Origin of the sequence: Halopseudomonas bauzanensis (assembly GCF_900114735.1) — a bacterium.
Classification (GTDB): Bacteria; Pseudomonadota; Gammaproteobacteria; order Pseudomonadales; family Pseudomonadaceae; genus Halopseudomonas; species Halopseudomonas bauzanensis.
This window is the reverse complement of the sequence record NZ_FOUA01000002.1, coordinates 73,778-91,893: the sequence shown is the minus strand read 5'-3', so window position 1 is coordinate 91,893 and position 18,116 is coordinate 73,778. Positions and strand designations below refer to the sequence as shown.

The following is an 18,116-nucleotide window of genomic DNA, read 5'->3' as shown; positions in this document are numbered from 1 at the left end:
AGGCGGCAAGCGTAGGCGGGACACATTGGAGGTTGTGAATACTTGCCTATGGCCGGGACCGCGATGCCGCATGGCGTACTCCGAACGCCGACCGGGGTGCTACACCCCGGATCAGTGCCACCCGCGATGGTCGTGGTTCGCGGGCGGATGAGGTTGGCGCAGGCCCTAGAGAAACATTTCCAGCAGATCGTTGAGGAATAGCCGGCCCTGCGCGGTGGGGCGCAGGTGTTGCTGCCACGGCTCCAGCAGACCGCGTTCCACGGCGCGATCCAGCAGCGGAGCGATATCGGCGAGGGGCTGCCCGGTGCGCTCTGCATACCAGGCGCTGGGCACGCCATCGACCAGGCGCAGGGCATTCATCAGGAAGTCGAAGGGAATCTCTGCGGCGCTGAGGATCTTGTTGCCGGCGCGGTAAGCCTTGTCTGAATTCAGATAATCCTTCGGCTGGCGGGTCTTCCAGTAGCGCTCGATGCGGCCATCGGCGTGGGTGAATTTGCCATGGGCGCCGGCGCCGATACCAAGGAAATCACCGTACTGCCAGTAGTTGAGGTTGTGCCGGGCGCGGCGGTTATCCCGTGCGTAGGCGGAGATTTCATACTGGGCGTAGCCGGTCTCGGCCAGTCGAGTCTGCCCGGCTTCCTGGATATCCCACAGCACATCATCTTCCGGCAGGGTCGGCGGTCTGGAGTAGAACACGGTGTTGGGTTCGAGCGTCAGCTGATACCAGGACAGGTGTTCTGGCCCCAATGCAATGGCTTGCTCGATATCAGCCAGCGCCTGCTCCAGGGTTTGCTGCGGCAGGCCATGCATTAGGTCCAGATTGAGATTGTCGAAGCCGGCGCGGCGGGCCATATCGACCGCTGCCAGCGCCTCGCGGTCATCATGGATGCGGCCCAGCGCCTTGAGGTGCGTTGGGTTGAAGCTCTGGATGCCGATGGACAGGCGGTTGATTCCGGCGGCGCGGTAATCATGGAACTTGGCCTGTTCGAAGGTGCCCGGGTTGGCCTCCAGGGTGATCTCGATATCATCGGCAAAGCGCAGCCGTTGCTGCATGGCCTCCAGCAGCCGGCCAAGGCTGGCTGCTGAGAACAGGCTCGGCGTACCGCCGCCGAAGAATATCGATACCAGTTCGCGCCCGCCGGTGTCCGGCAGATCCTGCTCCAGATCGGCGATCAGCGCATCGATATAGGCGTCTTCCGGCAGGCCGCCCTGGTGGGTGTGCGAGTTGAAATCGCAGTACGGGCACTTGCGCACGCACCAGGGGATGTGGACGTACGCAGCCAGCGGCGGCAGTGAAATCACGCCAGCCCCAACCGTTGACGCAGCAGCACCATTGCCCGGGCGCGGTGGCTCAGCTGGTTCTTCTGTTCGGCGGGCAGTTCGGCGCTGGAGACGCCCAGTTCCGGCACCAGGAACAGTGGGTCGTAGCCGAAGCCGTGTTCGCCCTTGGCGGCATGCAGAATGCGGCCTTCCCAGGCGCCTTCGCAGATGATCGGCACCGGGTCGTCGGCATGGCGCACCAGTGCCAGCGCGCAGATAAAACGCGCGCCGCGCTGGTCATCCGGTACGTTCTTCAGCGCGTCCAGCAGTTTGGCATTGTTCGCAGCATCGCCCTGGCCGTCGGCATAGCGGGCCGAGTAGATGCCCGGTGCGCCGCCCAGCGCATCCACTGCCAGCCCGGAGTCGTCAGCCAGCGCGGGCAGACCGGAAGCGCGGGCGGCATGGCGGGCCTTGATAATGGCGTTCTCGATGAAGCTCAGGCCGGTTTCTTCGGCTTCCTCACTGATGAACTGGCTCTGCGGCAACACCTCGATATGCGCGCCAAGCATGGCCTGCAGCTCCTTGAGCTTGCCGGCATTGTTGCTGGCCAGCACCAGCCGGCTGAAAGTGACCTCACTCATCGGGATGGAACTCCTGCTGGAAACGCAGGGTATGCACCGGCGCGCCTTCCTCGGCCTGTACGCGCACCTCGAACTGCAACAACCCGCGTTGGCCAGCGCTGTAGTTGGCAACGAAGTAGACGGCGTCCTGCTCCTGAATACGCATGAACTTGAGCGGGGTGGTCTGCTGCAGCAAGTTCTTCACCGAGCCTTCGACTCGGGCGTCCACCGCCTCAGGCCCATCGGCACCGTTGCGCTGCACGGCGATATTCACTACGCCTTGCCGGGGGCCGCGCTGCAGACCGGCAGCGGCGGCGATCTCAGGCTGCAGATAGGAGCTGTTGAAGGTGTTGTGATAGATCAGCAGGTCGCCGAAGCGCTGCGGGCTCTGCGCTGGGCCCGACTGGGCGGCGGCGGTGGCGGCGGCGAGCATCAGCAGGCCGGCGAACAGGATGCGTTTCATGAAGTCTCCTTGTCAGCGGGTGACACGGTAAATGGCGACCTCGCCGAGCAGGTTGGGCCACATGGCGCTCAACATGCTGCTGCGATGGGTCTGATCCACCACCAGACGATCAAGGATGCGTACCGAGCGCTCGTGACACAGCTTCTCGAAGTCCTTGAAGGTGCAGAAGTGGATGTTGGGTGTGTTGTACCAAGTGTACGGCATGAACTCGGATACCGGCATGCGCCCCTTGGTCCCCAGGTACAGGCGGCAGCGCCAATGACCGAAGTTGGGGAAGGTGAGAATTGCCTCGCGGCCGATGCGCAGCATGTCCTCGAGGATGCGGTCGGGGTAGTGCACCGCCTGCAGGGCCTGGGTCATGACCACGGTATCGAAGCTGTGGTCCTCGAAATTGTCCAGATCCTGATCGAGGTCTTTCTCGATGACATTCACGCCCTTGCCGATGCAGGCATTGATGTTGTCCGGGTCGATTTCCAGGCCGTAGCCACGCACCTGCCGGTTGTCCTGCAAATAGTGCAGCAGCTCGCCCTCACCACAGCCGAGGTCCAATACCCGGCTGCCGGGCTGGATCCAGTTCTGGATGATCTGCAGATCTGCGCGCAGGGTCATGCGTCCACCTCGATACGGTTCATATAGCTGCTCAATGCCTGGATATAACGGGGAATCGGTAGCAGGAAGGCATCATGGCCCTGGGCGGCGTCGATTTCCAGATAGCTGACGTCCTTGCGGGCGGCCAGCAGTGCGTTGGCCAGCTCCCGCGAGCGCGCCGGGGCGAAACGCCAGTCGGTGCTGAAGGAAATCACCAGGCTGCGAGCGGTGACTGGCGCCAGCGCCTTGGCCAGATCATCGCCATGGGCACGAGCCGGGTCGTAATAGTCCAGCGCCTTGGTCATCAGCAGATAGGTGTTGGCGTCGAAGCGCTCGGAGAACTCCTGGCCCTGATAGCGCAGATAGCTCTCGACCTGGAACTCGACGCTGCTGATATCGTAATTCAGCCGCTCGCTGCGCAGTTCGCGGCCGAATTTCTGCCCCATGGCATCATCGGACAGGTAGGTGATATGCCCGACCATCCGCGCCAGGCCGAGGCCGCGCTTGGGGATCACGCCGAAGGCAGCATAATCGCCACCATGGAAATCCGGATCGGTGATGATCGCCTGCCGCGCTACTTCATTGAAGGCGATATTCTGCGCCGACAGCTTGGAGGCGGTGGCAATGGCCACGCAATGGCGCAGCCGGTCAGGGTAGTGGATAGCCCACTGCAGCGCCTGCATGCCACCAAGACTGCCGCCCACCACCGCGGCCCAGCACTGGACCCCGAGATGATCGGCCAGGCGCGCCTGGCTGTTGACCCAATCCTCGACCACGATCATCGGGAACCGCCCGCCATAGGTCTTGCCGGTCTCGGGATCAATACTGGACGGGCCGGTGGAGCCATGGCAGCCGCCCAGGTTGTTCAGGCTGACGACAAAAAAGCGGTTGGTATCGATGGCCTTGCCGGGGCCGATGCAGGCGTCCCACCAACCCGGCTTGCGGTCATCTTCGCTGTGATAACCGGCAGCATGGTGATGCCCGGACAGCGCATGGCAAATCAACACCGCATTGCTGCGGCTGGCATTCAGCTGGCCATAGGTCTCGTAGACCAGCTCGTACTGCGGCAGGCTCCGTCCGCACGCCAGCGCCAGGGGCTCGGTAGAGATATGGCGCTGCGGCGAAACCAGGCCGACGGAATCAGCAGGGAATCTGGACATGGGTGTTTCTACTTTCCTGTATCAGTGGAGCTGGTAGCGCTGAACTCAGAGCGCCAGCGTGAGCCCTCGTGGCATACCCGTGGCCATGGCCATGTTGGTTACTACCAGCATATCCAGCAGATTCAGCGCGATGAAAGCGAAGATCGGCGACAGGTCCAGCCCGCCCAGGGACGGCAGGAACCGGCGGATCGGTGCCAGCACCGGCTCGCACAGCTGGTACACCAGCACTGCGGCAGGGTTATGGCTGTGCGGTGCGACCCAGGACAGTATCACGCTGATGATCAGGGCGAAGAAGAAGATCTTCAGGAACAGTGCGGTGATGCCTACCAGCGACCAGACCAGCAGCTGCAATATGGCCGGCAGGGCATAACCCATCAGCTTGATGATGATCGCCATCACCACCAGTTGCACGATCAGCGCCAGTACCAGGGAGGCGAAGTCGATCCCGGCGAAGCCCGGAATCACGCGCCGCAGCGGGCGCAGTATCGGTTGGGTGGCGCGCACGATGAACTGCGAGAGGGGGTTATAGAAGTCGGCGCGCACCAGCTGCAAGATGAAGCGCAGCAGTACGATCAGCAGATACAGGCTGCCGAGCGTCTGCACTATATAAATGGCAGCCATGTTCATTCCGGTCATGATGTCTCCTCAGGCGAATTCTTTTGATAGTTCGGCGGAGCGTGCAGCGGCTGCCTGCATCGCACGGGCTACCATGCCGGGCAGGTCATCCCGGCTGAAGCTGTTGATGGCCTGCTCGGTAGTGCCGTTGGGCGAGCAGACGCGGCGGCGCAGTTCGGCGGTATCCACATCGCTGTGCACGGCCATGTCGGCGGCGCCCAGGGCGGTGAACAGGGTCAGGCGTTCGGCGATGTCGCGGGGCAGCCCGAGCTGTTCGCCGGCATTGGTCATGGCTTCCATCAGATAGAAGAAGTACGCCGGGCCGCTACCGGAGACCGCGGTGACCGCATCGATTTGCTCTTCCTGGTCCAGCCACAGGCTGATGCCCACCGCGTTCATGATCTTCTCGGTCAGTTGTTTCTGTTCGGCGGACACCGCAGCCGAGGCGAACAGACCGCTGACACCCTGGCCGCGCAGGGACGGGGTGTTGGGCATGCAGCGAATGATGGCGGTGTCGGCGCCCAGCCATTCGGCCAGACTGCGGCAGGCGATACCGGCAGCAATCGAGATCACCAGCTGGCCAGGCTTGCGCTGGCTCGGCAGTGCCCGGCAGACCGCCTGCATGATCTGCGGCTTGACCGCCAGCACCAGCACATCGCAATCGCGGGCCAACTGATCGTTATCGGTTGAGGTCTGGATGCCGAACTGGCGGCTGAGCTTGTCCAACTGCTCGGCATTGCGGTCGCTGGCCAGGATCTGGCCGGGCTTGAAGCTCTGCTGCAGCATACCGCCGATCAGGCTGGTGGCCATATTGCCAGCGCCAATGAATCCGATGGTCGGAGCGGTCATCTGAAATCATCCTTCGAAAGGGGAGTGGAATAGTCGCGGGCACCGAACAGGGCGCTGCCGATGCGGACAATGGTGGCGCCTTCCTGCACCGCTTCGGTGAGGTCGTCGCTCATACCCATCGACAGGGTATCCAGCGGCAGGTCCAGGCTGGCCATGGTTTCACGCAGAGCCTGCAACGGCGCGCGCCGCCCGGCGCTATCACTGGCCGGGGCGGGGATGGCCATCAGTCCGCGCAGCTGCAGATTCGGTAGCGCCGCAACGGCATTGGCCAACTGCGGCAGCTCGGCCAGGGTGACGCCGGATTTGCTGGCCTCGCCACTGATGTTGATCTGCAGGCAGATATTCAGCGGCGGCAACTGTGCCGGGCGCTGCTCTGACAGCCGCTGGGCGATTTTCAGCCGGTCGACACTGTGCACCCAGTCGAAATGTTCGGCGATGGCGCGGGTCTTGTTCGACTGGATGGGGCCTATGAAATGCCAGACCAGCGGCAGGTCCTGTAACTGGTCGATCTTGTCGAGGGCTTCCTGCAGGTAGTTTTCACCGATATGGGTCAGTCCGGCAGCCCAGGCATCGCGAATTGCGCTGGCTGGTCGGGTCTTGCTCACGGCCATCAGGGTAATGCTCTGCGGGTCGCGCTCAATAGTGTGCGCTGCACGCGAAATGCGTTCACGAACGTTTGCAATATTGTCTGCTATCGTGGACATTACGGACGTTATTTACCTTGCCAATGGAATTGACCTGCCCGCCATTCTACATGCTTGCAGGCTGCAATGGGGAACCCTATGGATATAACCGAGCTGTTAGCCTTCAGCGCCAAACAGGGCGCGTCGGACTTACACCTGTCGGCCGGATTGCCGCCCATGATTCGAGTGGATGGCGATGTGCGTCGGATCAACGTGCCGGCACTGGAACACAAGCAGGTTCATGCGCTGATCTACGACATCATGAATGATCGCCAGCGCAAGGATTTCGAGGAATTTCTCGAAACCGACTTCTCCTTCGAAGTGCCCGGCGTGGCTCGCTTCCGGGTTAACGCCTTCAACCAGAATCGCGGCGCCGGCGCGGTGTTCCGGACCATTCCCTCCAAGGTGCTGACCATGGAAGAGCTGGGGATGGGCGACGTGTTCAAGAAGATCTCCGATGTGCCTCGCGGGCTGGTGCTGGTCACCGGACCGACCGGCTCGGGCAAGTCCACCACCCTGGCGGCGATGATCGATCATCTGAACTGCAACAAGTACCAGCACATTCTCACTATCGAAGACCCGATCGAATTCGTCCACGAATCAAAGAAGTGCCTGGTCAACCAGCGCGAGGTGCACCGCGATACCCACGGTTTCTCCGAAGCCCTGCGCTCGGCCCTGCGCGAAGACCCCGACATCATCCTGGTGGGTGAGATGCGTGACCTGGAAACCATACGCCTGGCGCTGACGGCGGCTGAGACCGGTCACCTGGTATTCGGCACCCTGCACACCACCTCGGCGGCCAAGACCATCGACCGGGTGGTCGACGTGTTCCCCGGCGAGGAAAAGGCCATGGTCCGCTCGATGCTCTCCGAATCATTGCAGGCGGTGATCTCCCAGACCCTGCTGAAGAAGATCGGCGGCGGTCGGGTGGCAGCCCACGAAATCATGATCGGCACCCCGGCGATCCGCAACCTGATCCGCGAGGACAAGGTGGCGCAGATGTATTCGGCGATCCAGACCGGCGGCAATATCGGCATGCAGACGCTGGATATGTGCCTGAAGAACCTGGTATCCCGCGGTTTGGTTACCCGGGAAGCTGCGCGCGAGAAAGCCAAGGCGGGCGAAAGCCTCTGACAGACAGAATGGCGGGTGCGGGATGCGCCCCGAGACGAGGGCATTATGGAGTTTGAAAAACTGCTGCGACTGATGGTCGAGAAGGGCGCTTCCGACCTGTTCATCACCGCTGGTGTGGCGCCGAGCATGAAAGTGCACGGCAAGATCCTGCCGGTGACCAAGACTGTATTGTCACCGGAACAGACCCGGGAAACCGTGCTGGGGGTGATGTCCGAGGCTCAGCGCCGGGAATTCGCCGAGAACAAGGAATGCAACTTTGCGATCAGCGCCCGGGGTGTCGGTCGCTTTCGGGTCAGTGCCTTCTACCAGCGCAACCTGGTGGGCATGGTGCTGCGCCGGATCGAGGTCAATATCCCAACCATGGAAGAGCTGCGGCTGCCGGAGATCCTCAAGCAGCTGTCGATGACCAAGCGCGGCCTGGTGATCTTCGTCGGCGCCACCGGTACCGGTAAATCCACTTCGCTGGCATCGATGATCGGCTATCGCAACAAGAACTCCAGCGGACACATCATCTCCATCGAAGACCCGATCGAATTCATTCACCAGCATCAGAATTGCATCGTCACCCAGCGGGAAGTGGGCATCGATACCGATTCCTTTGAGGTGGCGCTGAAGAATACCCTGCGCCAGGCGCCGGATGTGATCCTGATCGGTGAGGTGCGGACCCGCGAAACCATGGACCATGCGGTGGCCTTTGCCGAAACCGGCCACCTATGTCTGGCCACGCTGCATGCGAACAACGCCAACCAGGCGCTGGACCGCATCATCCACTTCTTCCCCACCGAGATGCATCAGCAGGTGTGGATGGACCTGTCACTCAATCTCAAGGCCATCGTCGCCCAGCAGCTGATCCCGACGCCGGATGGCAAGGGTCGCCGTGCCGCCATCGAGGTGTTGCTCAACACCCCATTGGCTGCCGACATGATTCGCAAGGGCGAAGTGCATGAGCTCAAGCCGCTGATGGCGCGTTCCAACGAAGTGGGTATGCAGACCTTCGACCAGGCGCTGTACAAACTGTACAGCCAAGGCGAGATCACCTACGAAGATGCGCTGGCCCACGCCGATTCGGCCAACGACCTGCGGCTGCTGATCAAGCTGGGCTCGGAGACCGATGGCAAGCATCTGATGGGCAAGGCGGTAGACGGCCTGGCACTGGAAGACTCGGATGATAACCGGCGGTACTGACACCGCCGGTTATTGTACTCAGGCCTGATACACCAGCCGCCCCTGGCACAGGGTGTGGGTGACTGCCCCCGGTGCACTCTGGCCAATAAAGGGGCAGTTGGTACCTTTGGACAACCAGTGCTGGCCGATTTCGCTGGTTACCGCCGGGTTGAACAGCGTGATGTCGGCACTGGCACCTTCGGTGAGCTGCCCGGCCGACAGGCCGAAGATGCCCGCGGGCCCGCAGGTCAGCCGCGCCAGCAGGGCCGGCAACTCCAGTAAACCATCCGCGACCAGGGTCAAGGCCAGTGGCAGCAGGATTTCCACGCTGCTGATGCCTGGCGCCGAGGCGGCGAAGGGTACCCGTTTGGCTTCCGACTCGTGGGGCTGGTGGTGCGAGGCGATGGCCTGGATCACGCCGCTCTGCACCGCCTGGCGCAGGGCGCGCCGGTCCGCGCTGCTGCGCAGCGGCGGCATCACATGCAGCAGACTGGAATAGCCGTCCAGATCTTCATCACACAACAGCAGCTGATACATGGCCACGTCCGCGGTCACCGGCAGGCCGCGGGCCTGGGCATCGGCCAGCATGTCGATGGCGCGGGCGCTGCTCAGGCCACTGAAATGGGCACGGACGCCGGTCTGCTCGATCAGCAGCAGATCCCGCGCCAGGGCCACGGTTTCTGCGCTTTCCGGAATCCCGATCAGGCCCAGGCGGGCGGCCGTCGGGCCTTCATGGGCGACACCGCCCTCGGCCAGTGACGGATCCAGCGGCGTGAAGATGACCGGCAGGTCGAAGCCGGCGGCGTATTCCAGCCCCCGGCGCAGGATGCGATTGCTTTTCATCGGTGCCAGGCCCTGGGTAAAGGCCACGCAGCCGGCGTCACGCAGGGCCACCAGTTCGCTCAGATGCTCGCCGTCCAGTCCCTTGGTCAGGGCGCCGATCGGGAATACGCGGGTCTGGGCGGCGCGCTCGCTGCGATCCAGAATGAGCTCGGCCACGGCCGGGGTATCCAGTACCGGGCGGCTGTTGGGTGGGCAGCACAGGCTGGTCACGCCACCGACTGCAGCGGCGCGGGTCTCGCTGGCAATACTGCCTTTGCGACCGAAGCCCGGCTCGCGCAGGCTGACATTCAGGTCCACCAGGCCGGGGCAGGCGATCAGGCCGCGGGCATCGATGGTCTGCGCAGCGACAAAGCCTTCGGGCGTCTGGCCCAGAGCGCTGATCTGACCGGCATCGATATGCAGGTCGGTGATGGCGTCGAACTGGCTGGCCGGGTCGATGACCCGCGCGCCTTGAATGGTGATACGCATGTTCACTGCCCTCCCTGACTGGACTGGCGCTGGGTGGTCTGTCCAGCCATGGCCATGGACATGACCGCCATACGCACGGCGATGCCGTAGGTCACCTGGTTGAGGATTACTGACTGCGGGCCGTCGGCCACCGCCGATTCGATTTCCACGCCGCGGTTGATCGGGCCGGGGTGCATGACCAGGGCGTCGGGCTTGGCCAGCGCCAGGCTGTCGCTGGTCAGGCCGTACTGGCGGTAGAACTCGCCTTCGCTGGGCAGCAACCCGCTTTGCATGCGTTCCTTCTGCAGGCGCAGCATTATCACCACATCCACATCGCGCAGGCCGACGCGCAGGTCGTTGAACACCCGCACGCCGTATTGCTCGATGCCCACCGGCAACAAGGTGCGCGGGGCAATGATGCGGATATCCGGGCAGCCGAGAATGCGCAGCGCTTCCATGTTCGAGCGGGCCACCCGCGAATGCAGGATATCGCCGACGATGGCCACCGACAGTTGCTCGAACCCGGCCCGGTGCCGGCGGATGGTCAACATATCGAGCATCGCCTGGGTCGGGTGGGCATGGTTGCCATCGCCGGCATTGATGATGGCGACATCCGGGCAGACGTTGCGAGCAATGAAGTGGGCGGCGCCGGAATCACCGTGACGCACCACGAACATGTCAGCGGCCATGGCCTCCAGGTTGCGCAGGGTGTCGTACAGGGTTTCACCCTTGCTGGTGGAGGAGGTCTGCACGTCGAGGTTGAGCACGTCGGCGGACAGCCGCTTGGCGGCCAGCTCGAAGGTGCTGCGGGTGCGCGTGGAGTTCTCGAAGAACACGTTGCACACGGTCTTGCCACGCAGCAGCGGTACCTTCTTGATGGCGCGCTCGCCGACTTCGAGGAAGGAGTCGGCGGTGTCCAGGATCTCGGTCAGCAGTTCGCGGGACAGGCCGTCGATGCCGAGGAAATGGCGCAGCTGGCCCTGTTGGTTGAGTTGCAGTTGGCTGGATTTCAGGCTCATTGGGCTCTCATGGCTGGGCGACGTTGATCAGGGTCAGGTGCAGTGGGTCCGGGCCGGCTAATTTTACCCGCTGCCCAGGCGGCAGGGCCAGGCTGGCACCGAGGATGTCGGCGCGGATCGGCAACTGGCGCGCTTCTATATCCACTAGTGTGACCAGCGTCACGGATGCCGGCCGGCCATAATCGAACAGTTCGTTGAGCGCGGCGCGGATGGTGCGGCCGGTCATCAGCACGTCGTCCACCAGCACCAGATGGCGATCATCCACGCTGAACGGCAGTTCCGAGGGGCGTACACCCTGTTGCAGGCCGATCTGGGCGAAATCATCCCGATAGAAGGCGATATCCAGCGTGCCCAGGGGCGCGTTCGGCAACCATTGATCGCGCAACTGCTCCGCGATCCAGACGCCACCGGTATGGATGCCGACAATGGCGGGGTCGGTTCGCTGGGTGCGGTCCAGCCAGGCGGTCAATTCCTGTCCCATGCGTTGCAGCAATGGGCCGACGTCAGGCAATGCAGTCATTCTTTCTCCTTTTGGCCTGCCAGCCAGGTTTCCAGTAATAGGGCGGCGGCCAGGCTGTCGACCGGGTTGTCCCGGTAGCTGGCCGGTGCACCGCGTCCGCTGTCCCGCAGGGTTTGTTTGGCTTCGAAGGTGGACAGGCGCTCGTCCACGCAGTGCACCGGCAGCTGGAAGCGGCCATGCAGGCGGCGGGCAAATTTCTCCGCACGGGCGCTCATCTCGCTGGGGCTGCCGTCCATGTTCAGCGGCAGGCCGACGATCAGTGCATCGGGTTGCCACTCCTTGAGCAGCGTGCCGATCTGGTCCCAGTCGGGAATGCCATCGCGGGCGCGCAGTTCCTTGAGTGGGTTGGCATGGCCGGTGAGAGTCTGGCCGACCGCGACGCCGATCTGGCGGGTGCCGTAGTCGAAACCGAGCACACGTTGCAGGGACGCCCCCATCAGGCGTGCCCTGCCTGACTGGTGAGCAGGCTGAGATCGATCCCCAGATGGCGAGCGGCAGCATCCAGGCGCTGCTCGGCTGCCAGCTCGAAGAGAATCTGGTAATCGGCGGGGCAGCTCAGCCAGACGTTGTCGGCCAGTTCCTGGTCCAGCTGGCCGGCTTCCCAGCCGGTATAGCCCAGGGCGACGAAGATATCCTCGGGGCCGCTGCCGCTGCTCATGTCCAGGAGGATATCCCGCGAGGTGGTCAGCTGCAGCGGGCCGAGATCCAGGCTCGACTCCCATTGCTGTGGGCCGCGATGCAATACGAAGCCGCGCTCGGATTGTACCGGGCCGCCGTTGAACACCACCCGATCGCTGACGGTCCGGGGCACGCTCAGCTCAGGTGCGGTCTGCTCCAGCACATCACCGAGATTCAGGCCGCTGGGCTGGTTGATCACCAGGCCCATGGCGCCGTCCTCGTTGTGCTCGCACAGGTAGATCACGGTGTGAGCGAAACGCGGGTCGTCCATGTGCGGCATGGCGATCAGGAAGTGATGTTTGAGATAGGTAGGTAAGGTCTGGGTCATGCGCCATAGTATTGGGCGCGCGGGCGGGAAGGGCAAGAGCATGACGCGGTGAAGTTGTACGCATCATGCCCGTCCCGCTGGTTCAGAAACTGGAAATCCGGTCGCCCGGTTCGAAGCGCCAGGTGCGGATGATCTCCAGTACGTCGACGTCCATCAGCTCGCCGGTGAAGGGGGCGTAAGGGGCGGCCAGCCGGACGATGCGCATGGCGGCATTGTCCAGCACCGCATGGCCGGATGATTCGAGAATCTGCACATCTCGCAACGAGCCGTCACGATTGATCGCCACCAGCAGCCGCAGGTTGCCATAGATGCCCTGGCTGCGGGCTTCGGCGGGGTAATTCTGGTTGCCGATACGCTCTACCTTGCGGCGCCAGGCATCCTTGTAATAGGCGCCCTTGTCGCGCATGGTGGAAGCCGCATTGATCCGGTGCACCCGTGGCCGCTTGGCATACAGCTGGCGCTCTTCGGCCAGCTGCGCTTCGAGACTGCTGATTTCCTCCGACAGGCGGGACATGTCGAAGCGCTGCATGGTCTGCGGCGCCTCCACCGGATCGGGTTTGGGAGGCGTGCGCACGGCCTTGTCCGGTGCGGGCGCGGTGGTGGTCACGACTTTCTCCGGCGCGCTGGGCGCAGGGGGCGGCGCGGCTGGTTCGGCTGGTGATACCTGATTGATCTCGCTGTCCTGGAATACCGCTTCTTCCGGTGTGCTGGGTGCGGCCTTGTCATCCAGCGTGCCGCTGCCTTCCTGATCGAATTGCGCCAGGTAATCGGCATCCTCTGGCGTGGTCTCGCTCGGCTGACTGGCCAGGGTAATTTCCAGCGTGCGGGACAGTTTGCTCGGGTCGGGCAGGTCGAAGGTGATGCCGAGGACGATCAGCGCGTGCAACACGGCCGCCAGGAACAGGGTGAAGCCGAGACGGTCTCGGGGCTCGATGGCCGGCTGGGCAGCCGGTCGAGTGGTTGAAGGCGGCATCGCTGCTGTGTTCATGCTATCCATAGCCTGACGAGGGGGCATACTGCTGCGCAGTCTGCCCCGGTGATGAGAAAAAGTCTACGCACTGCGCCGCGCTTCGAGCTGCTGGTCGATGATGTCCATCAACTTGCCGCCGATATCCGTATCGTAGGCTGCATCGATTTCGCGGATGCAGGTGGGGCTGGTCACGTTGATTTCCGTAAGGTAATCACCGATCACATCCAGGCCGACGAACAGCAGCCCGCGACGGCGCAATTCGGGACCGACTTCGGCGGCGATCCAGCGGTCCCGGTCGCTCAGCGGACGGGCTTCGCCACGGCCGCCGGCGGCCAGGTTGCCGCGGGTCTCGCCGGCCTGGGGAATGCGCGCCAGACAATAAGGTACCGGTTCGCCATTGAGCATCAGGATGCGCTTGTCGCCATCCTTGATTTCCGGCAGGTAGCGCTGGGCCATGATCTGCTGCTGCCCATGCTCGGTCAGCGTCTCGATGATGACGCTGATGTTGGGGTCGTCCTGACGCACGCGGAAGATCATCGAGCCCCCCATGCCGTCCAGCGGCTTGAGGATGACATCCTTGTGCTCGATGATGAAGGCACGCAGCACATCGGCCCGACGCGATACGGTATTGGGCGGGCAGCATTGCGGGAACTGGGTGGCGAACAGTTTCTCGTTGCAGTCGCGCAGGCTGGCGGGGCGGTTCACCACCAGCACGCCGGCCCGTTCAGCGGCCTCAAGGATATGCGTGGCATAGAGGAACTCATTATCGAAAGGCGGATCCTTGCGCATCAGGATCACGTCGAGTTCGGCCAATGGTGCCTGACGCATATCACCGAGCTGATACCAGTGCTGCGGATCAGCGAAGACCTCCAGTGGACGGCTGCAGCCCATGGCCTGGCCATCCTGCAGATACAGATCCTGGGGCTCCATATAATGCAAGTTCCAGCCACGCTGCTGGGCGGCCAGAAGCATGGCCAGGGAACTGTCCTTCTTGTAATGGATCGCGCTGATCGGATCCATGACGATGCCAATGTCGATGCTCATGTTTGGAGGGTCGCTGTCATGATGGGGAAGTAGCCGCAGTGTACCCTTTGCTCCGGCAGCGATGAAAGTCACCGCATGTCTCATCTTCGAGAAGGGTTTATGGATTGCCCGGGAAATCTATGTTAAAAGTAGCCGCAAATGGAATTGGCCGGTCTCCGCCGGGAACCAGACCACCTTGCAGTTGACCGACGTTTATACAAGGGCTGTGTTTATGGATGAAAATTTCGAGAGCCTGAAAGTCATGGTGATTGATGACAGCAAGACCATTCGGCGCACTGCGGAAACGCTGCTGAAAAAGGTTGGATGTAACGTCATTACCGCTGTTGACGGCTTTGATGCCCTGGCCAAGATCGCTGACAATCACCCCGATATCATCTTTGTCGACATCATGATGCCCCGTCTTGATGGCTATCAGACCTGCGCGTTGATCAAGAACAATTCGGCGTTCCGCTCCACCCCGGTGATCATGCTGTCCAGCAAGGACGGGCTGTTTGACAAGGCCAAGGGGCGTATCGTCGGCTCCGATCAATATCTGACCAAGCCATTCAGCAAGGAAGAACTGCTGGGCGCCATCCGGGCCCACGTTCCGCAGTCGGAAACCAAAGTGGCCGGATCCGCGGGGGCCTGAGCTCTCGACGGCCCAATTTGACTATCCAGGGGGATAAATGGCTCGCATTCTAGTAGTGGACGATTCGCCGACCGAGTTGTACAAGCTCACCGGCATGTTGGAGAAACACGGCTTCGAGGTACTCAAGGCGGAAAACGGCGCCGATGGCGTAGCGCTGGCCCGTCAGGAGAAACCCGATGCGGTATTGATGGACATCGTCATGCCCGGCCTCAACGGCTTCCAGGCCACCCGTCAACTGACCAAGGATCCGGAGACCACTGGTATTCCAGTGATCATCGTGACCACCAAGGATCAGGAAACCGACCGGGTCTGGGGCAAGCGCCAGGGCGCCAGGGACTATCTAACCAAGCCGGTGGAGGAAGCCACCTTGGTGCAGACGTTGAAGGCAGTACTCGAGGCCTGACGACGCCGCGCGGCACGGCACATGACAACAGGGACGGTATGTCAGACACAACACATCCTTTCGATCTTCTGCTGCAGCTGGCGGCCCATTGCCGTCGGCAGGCTGCCGGCTTGCCGGCGCAGCAGGCGGTGGCCGAAACCTGGAGTGGCATCGGCTTCCGACTGGCCGGCCAGCCGATGGTCGCGGCCATGGGCGAGGTCAGCGAGATCCTTCATGAGCCGCGCTACACCGCGCTGCCCCGGGTCAAGTCCTGGGTGCGGGGCGTAGCCAACGTGCGCGGTCGGCTGTTGCCGATCATCGACCTGAGTCACTTTCTCGGCGCGTCGTCCAACATCCCGCGTAAACAACGCCGGGTGCTGGTACTCGACCGCGACGAGCTGTTTGTCGGCCTGTTGGTCGATGAATTGTTCGGCATGCAGCATTTTCCAGTAAGCAGCTTTACCACCACGGTGCCGGCCCTCGCTGAGGAGCTCCGGCCCTTTGTGGTGGGCGCCTATACCGGGGAGCAGGTATCGCTGATATTCAATTTCCGAGCATTGGCGCGCGACCAGGCGTTTCTCGATGTGGCGATCTGATCGTGGGAGGGGCGTGCCGGTTCCCGGCATGCAATTCAGGACTCTAAGAAGCACGCGGTAGGCCAGGTAGGGGCCAGAAAATGAAAAAGCTTGATACCAATATACTGTCGACCTTGCGCAGCAATCGGACGATCAGTGGCCTGTTTGCCGCGCTGATCCTGTCATTGATCCTGCTGTTCATCAACTTCCTGTATCTGAACGTCCAGAGTTCATACGATACGGAATACATCGGTCACTCCGGCGAGCTGCGGGTACTGTCCCAGCAGATCTCCAAATCAGCGACCGAAGCGGCCACCGGTACGCCGGAGGCCTTCGGCCTGCTGCTGGAGGCGCGCAACGACTTCGAGGAGCGCTGGAGTTATCTGACCGACGGGCGCGAGGAAACCGGCCTGCCGCCGACGCCCTCATCCTTGCAGGAACCGCTGGCACGGGCCCAGGCCGACTGGGACAAGGTGAAGAACAACGCCGACGCCATCCTCAACAGCCAGAACACGGTTCTGTCGCTGCATGAGGTAGCCGCGACATTGTCCGACACGGTGCCGCAGCTGCAGATCGAATATGAAGACGTCGTGGATGTGCTGATCGAAAGCGGCGCGTCCCCCGCGCAGGTCTCCATCGCCCAGCGTCAGTCGCTGCTTGCCGAACGTATTCTCGGCTCGGTGAACCGGGTACTGACCGGTGACGCCGATGCGGTACTGGCAGCGGACAGTTTTGGCCGTGACGCCAGCCTGTTCGGTCGCGTCCTGCAGGGCATGCTGGAGGGCAACGAGATCATGGACATCAGTCGGGTAACCGATCCTGATGCCGTGAGCCGACTCACCGAAATTGCCGACCTGTTCAGTTTCGTTTCGGATTCGGTGGATCAGATCCTGCTTACTTCTCCTGAGCTGTATCAGGTACGTACCGCCGCGAACGATATCTTCACCGATTCCCAGGTACTGCTGGATAACGTGTCGGATCTGTCCGCCGGCTTTGAGCAGCGCAGTGATTCCCGTTGGTTGAACACCCTGCTGGGTTACCTGCTGGCCATCGTCGCGTTGGGTAGTATTCTGCTGATCGGTGTGCAGATGACCCGCGAGACCCGCCAGCGCCTGGCCGAAACCGCGGCCACCAACGAGCGTAACCAGGCGGCGATTCTGCGTCTGCTCGACGAGATCGCTGACCTGGCCGATGGTGACCTGACCGCCGAGGCGACGGTAACCGAAGATTTCACCGGGGCTATCGCTGACTCCATCAACTTCTCCATTGACCAGCTTCGCGCGCTGGTGGAAACCATCAACCACACGGCCTCCCAGGTGGCCATGGCGGCCCAGGAAACCCAGGGCACGGCGATGCACCTGGCCGAAGCCTCTGAACACCAGGCTCAGGAAATAGCCGGTGCCTCGGCGGCGGTCAACGAGATGGCGGTATCCATCGACCAGGTATCGGCCAACGCTGCAGAATCGGCGGCGGTAGCGGAGCGCTCGGTAGCCATTGCCAACAAGGGCAACGAAGTGGTGCAGAGCACCATTTCCGGTATGGATATCATCCGTGAGCAGATCCAGGACACCTCCAAGCGAATCAAGCGCCTGGGTGAATCGTCCCAGGAAATCGGTGACATCGTCAGCCTGATCAACGACATCGCCGACCAGACCAACATTCTGGCCTTGAACGCGGCGATCCAGGCTTCCATGGCCGGGGATGCCGGACGTGGCTTCGCGGTGGTAGCCGACGAAGTGCAGCGCCTGGCGGAACGCTCCTCGGGTGCTACCAAGCAGATCGAAGCGCTGGTGAAGACCATTCAGACCGATACCAACGAAGCGGTTATCTCCATGGAGCAGACCACCGCCGAAGTGGTCAGTGGTGCGCGTTTGACCCAGGATGCCGGTGTCGCTCTGGAGGAGATCGAGAAGGTATCCACCAGTCTGGCGGCACTGATCCAGAACATCTCCAACGCCGCCCGACAGCAGGCTTCCTCGGCGGGCCACATCTCCAACACGATGAACGTCATCCAGGAGATCACCTCGCAGACCTCGGCAGGTACTACCGCCACCGCCCGCAGCATTGGCGAACTGGCCCAGTTGGCCGAAAGCATGCGGCAGTCGGTGGATGGTTTCACCTTGCCCGAGCAGGCCTGAGGGCAAGC

Annotated in this window: 21 protein-coding genes; 6 read left to right on the top strand and 15 right to left on the bottom strand. The window is 62.4% G+C overall.

Annotated elements, in window-relative coordinates:
- Positions 1-165: 165 nt before the first annotated feature.
- The 8 genes from hemW to BM267_RS06765 are packed head-to-tail and all read right to left on the bottom strand — an operon-like array spanning position 166 to position 6,259.
- Complete coding sequence (gene hemW / locus BM267_RS06800; protein ID WP_074779174.1) at positions 166-1,302, bottom strand: radical SAM family heme chaperone HemW; 1,137 nt, start codon at positions 1,300-1,302, stop codon at positions 166-168.
- Positions 1,299-1,901: an RdgB/HAM1 family non-canonical purine NTP pyrophosphatase gene (rdgB, locus tag BM267_RS06795; RefSeq protein WP_036991409.1), complete on the bottom strand. Its 603-nt coding sequence runs from the start codon at positions 1,899-1,901 to the stop codon at positions 1,299-1,301. The genes hemW and rdgB overlap by 4 nt, the downstream gene beginning before the upstream one ends.
- Positions 1,894-2,343: a DUF4426 domain-containing protein gene (locus BM267_RS06790; RefSeq protein WP_074779176.1), complete on the bottom strand. Its 450-nt coding sequence runs from the start codon at positions 2,341-2,343 to the stop codon at positions 1,894-1,896. Before BM267_RS06790 ends, rdgB begins: the two co-directional genes overlap by 8 nt.
- Before the next feature lie 12 nt (positions 2,344-2,355).
- Positions 2,356-2,946, bottom strand: coding sequence for a methionine biosynthesis protein MetW (gene metW / locus BM267_RS06785; RefSeq protein WP_036992029.1), 591 nt, complete (start codon positions 2,944-2,946; stop codon positions 2,356-2,358).
- A gap of 2 nt (positions 2,947-2,948) precedes the next feature.
- Entirely contained in the window at positions 2,949-4,091 is a 1,143-nt protein-coding gene (gene metX / locus BM267_RS06780) for a homoserine O-succinyltransferase MetX (protein ID WP_074779178.1), read from the bottom strand.
- A 45-nt stretch (positions 4,092-4,136) separates the two neighbouring features.
- On the bottom strand, positions 4,137-4,727 hold the full coding sequence (locus tag BM267_RS06775; RefSeq protein ID WP_074779180.1) for a YggT family protein: 591 nt from the start codon (positions 4,725-4,727) through the stop codon (positions 4,137-4,139).
- Between the two features lie 9 nt (positions 4,728-4,736).
- Positions 4,737-5,555, bottom strand: a complete 819-nt coding sequence (proC, locus tag BM267_RS06770) for a pyrroline-5-carboxylate reductase (protein ID WP_036991405.1) — start codon at positions 5,553-5,555, stop codon at positions 4,737-4,739.
- Positions 5,552-6,259, bottom strand: coding sequence for a YggS family pyridoxal phosphate-dependent enzyme (locus BM267_RS06765; RefSeq protein WP_036991403.1), 708 nt, complete (start codon positions 6,257-6,259; stop codon positions 5,552-5,554). Before BM267_RS06765 ends, proC begins: the two co-directional genes overlap by 4 nt.
- 78 nt (positions 6,260-6,337) lie before the next feature.
- Between BM267_RS06765 and BM267_RS06760 the strand changes: the two genes are divergently transcribed.
- Together BM267_RS06760 and BM267_RS06755 are read left to right on the top strand one after the other, a co-directional pair.
- Complete coding sequence (locus BM267_RS06760) at positions 6,338-7,372, top strand: type IV pilus twitching motility protein PilT (RefSeq protein WP_036991401.1); 1,035 nt, start codon at positions 6,338-6,340, stop codon at positions 7,370-7,372.
- 45 nt (positions 7,373-7,417) lie between these two features.
- The gene (locus BM267_RS06755) at positions 7,418-8,557 is read left to right on the top strand and encodes a PilT/PilU family type 4a pilus ATPase (RefSeq protein WP_036991400.1); all 1,140 of its coding nucleotides are present in this window, start codon (positions 7,418-7,420) and stop codon (positions 8,555-8,557) included.
- Between the two features lie 18 nt (positions 8,558-8,575).
- Here BM267_RS06755 and BM267_RS06750 read toward each other — a convergent pair whose 3' ends face one another.
- The 7 genes from BM267_RS06750 to gshB all read right to left on the bottom strand — a co-directional run bounded on the left by BM267_RS06750 (position 8,576) and on the right by gshB (position 14,385).
- Complete coding sequence (locus BM267_RS06750) at positions 8,576-9,847, bottom strand: dihydroorotase (protein ID WP_036991398.1); 1,272 nt, start codon at positions 9,845-9,847, stop codon at positions 8,576-8,578.
- Between the two features lie 2 nt (positions 9,848-9,849).
- Positions 9,850-10,845 (bottom strand): aspartate carbamoyltransferase catalytic subunit, encoded by a 996-nt coding sequence (locus BM267_RS06745; protein WP_036991396.1) that lies wholly within the window; start codon positions 10,843-10,845, stop codon positions 9,850-9,852.
- Between the two features lie 7 nt (positions 10,846-10,852).
- Positions 10,853-11,365 (bottom strand): bifunctional pyr operon transcriptional regulator/uracil phosphoribosyltransferase PyrR, encoded by a 513-nt coding sequence (gene pyrR / locus BM267_RS06740; protein WP_036991395.1) that lies wholly within the window; start codon positions 11,363-11,365, stop codon positions 10,853-10,855.
- Positions 11,362-11,802, bottom strand: coding sequence for a Holliday junction resolvase RuvX (gene ruvX / locus BM267_RS06735; protein ID WP_036991393.1), 441 nt, complete (start codon positions 11,800-11,802; stop codon positions 11,362-11,364). The genes pyrR and ruvX overlap by 4 nt, the downstream gene beginning before the upstream one ends.
- Positions 11,802-12,371 (bottom strand): YqgE/AlgH family protein, encoded by a 570-nt coding sequence (locus BM267_RS06730; protein ID WP_036991392.1) that lies wholly within the window; start codon positions 12,369-12,371, stop codon positions 11,802-11,804. Before BM267_RS06730 ends, ruvX begins: the two co-directional genes overlap by 1 nt.
- A gap of 82 nt (positions 12,372-12,453) precedes the next feature.
- Positions 12,454-13,359: an energy transducer TonB gene (locus BM267_RS06725; protein ID WP_036992026.1), complete on the bottom strand. Its 906-nt coding sequence runs from the start codon at positions 13,357-13,359 to the stop codon at positions 12,454-12,456.
- 63 nt (positions 13,360-13,422) lie between these two features.
- Positions 13,423-14,385, bottom strand: a complete 963-nt coding sequence (gshB, locus tag BM267_RS06720) for a glutathione synthase (RefSeq protein ID WP_036991390.1) — start codon at positions 14,383-14,385, stop codon at positions 13,423-13,425.
- A gap of 211 nt (positions 14,386-14,596) precedes the next feature.
- Between gshB and pilG the strand changes: the two genes are divergently transcribed.
- The 4 genes from pilG to BM267_RS06700 all read left to right on the top strand — a co-directional run bounded on the left by pilG (position 14,597) and on the right by BM267_RS06700 (position 18,108).
- Positions 14,597-15,013, top strand: a complete 417-nt coding sequence (pilG, locus tag BM267_RS06715) for a twitching motility response regulator PilG (RefSeq protein ID WP_036992025.1) — start codon at positions 14,597-14,599, stop codon at positions 15,011-15,013.
- 37 nt (positions 15,014-15,050) lie between these two features.
- Entirely contained in the window at positions 15,051-15,416 is a 366-nt protein-coding gene (gene pilH, locus BM267_RS06710; protein WP_036991389.1) for a twitching motility response regulator PilH, read from the top strand.
- Between the two features lie 38 nt (positions 15,417-15,454).
- Entirely contained in the window at positions 15,455-15,991 is a 537-nt protein-coding gene (locus BM267_RS06705) for a chemotaxis protein CheW (protein WP_036991387.1), read from the top strand.
- Positions 15,992-16,071: 80 nt separating this feature from the next.
- On the top strand, positions 16,072-18,108 hold the full coding sequence (locus BM267_RS06700; protein WP_036991384.1) for a methyl-accepting chemotaxis protein: 2,037 nt from the start codon (positions 16,072-16,074) through the stop codon (positions 18,106-18,108).
- Positions 18,109-18,116 lie beyond the last annotated feature (8 nt).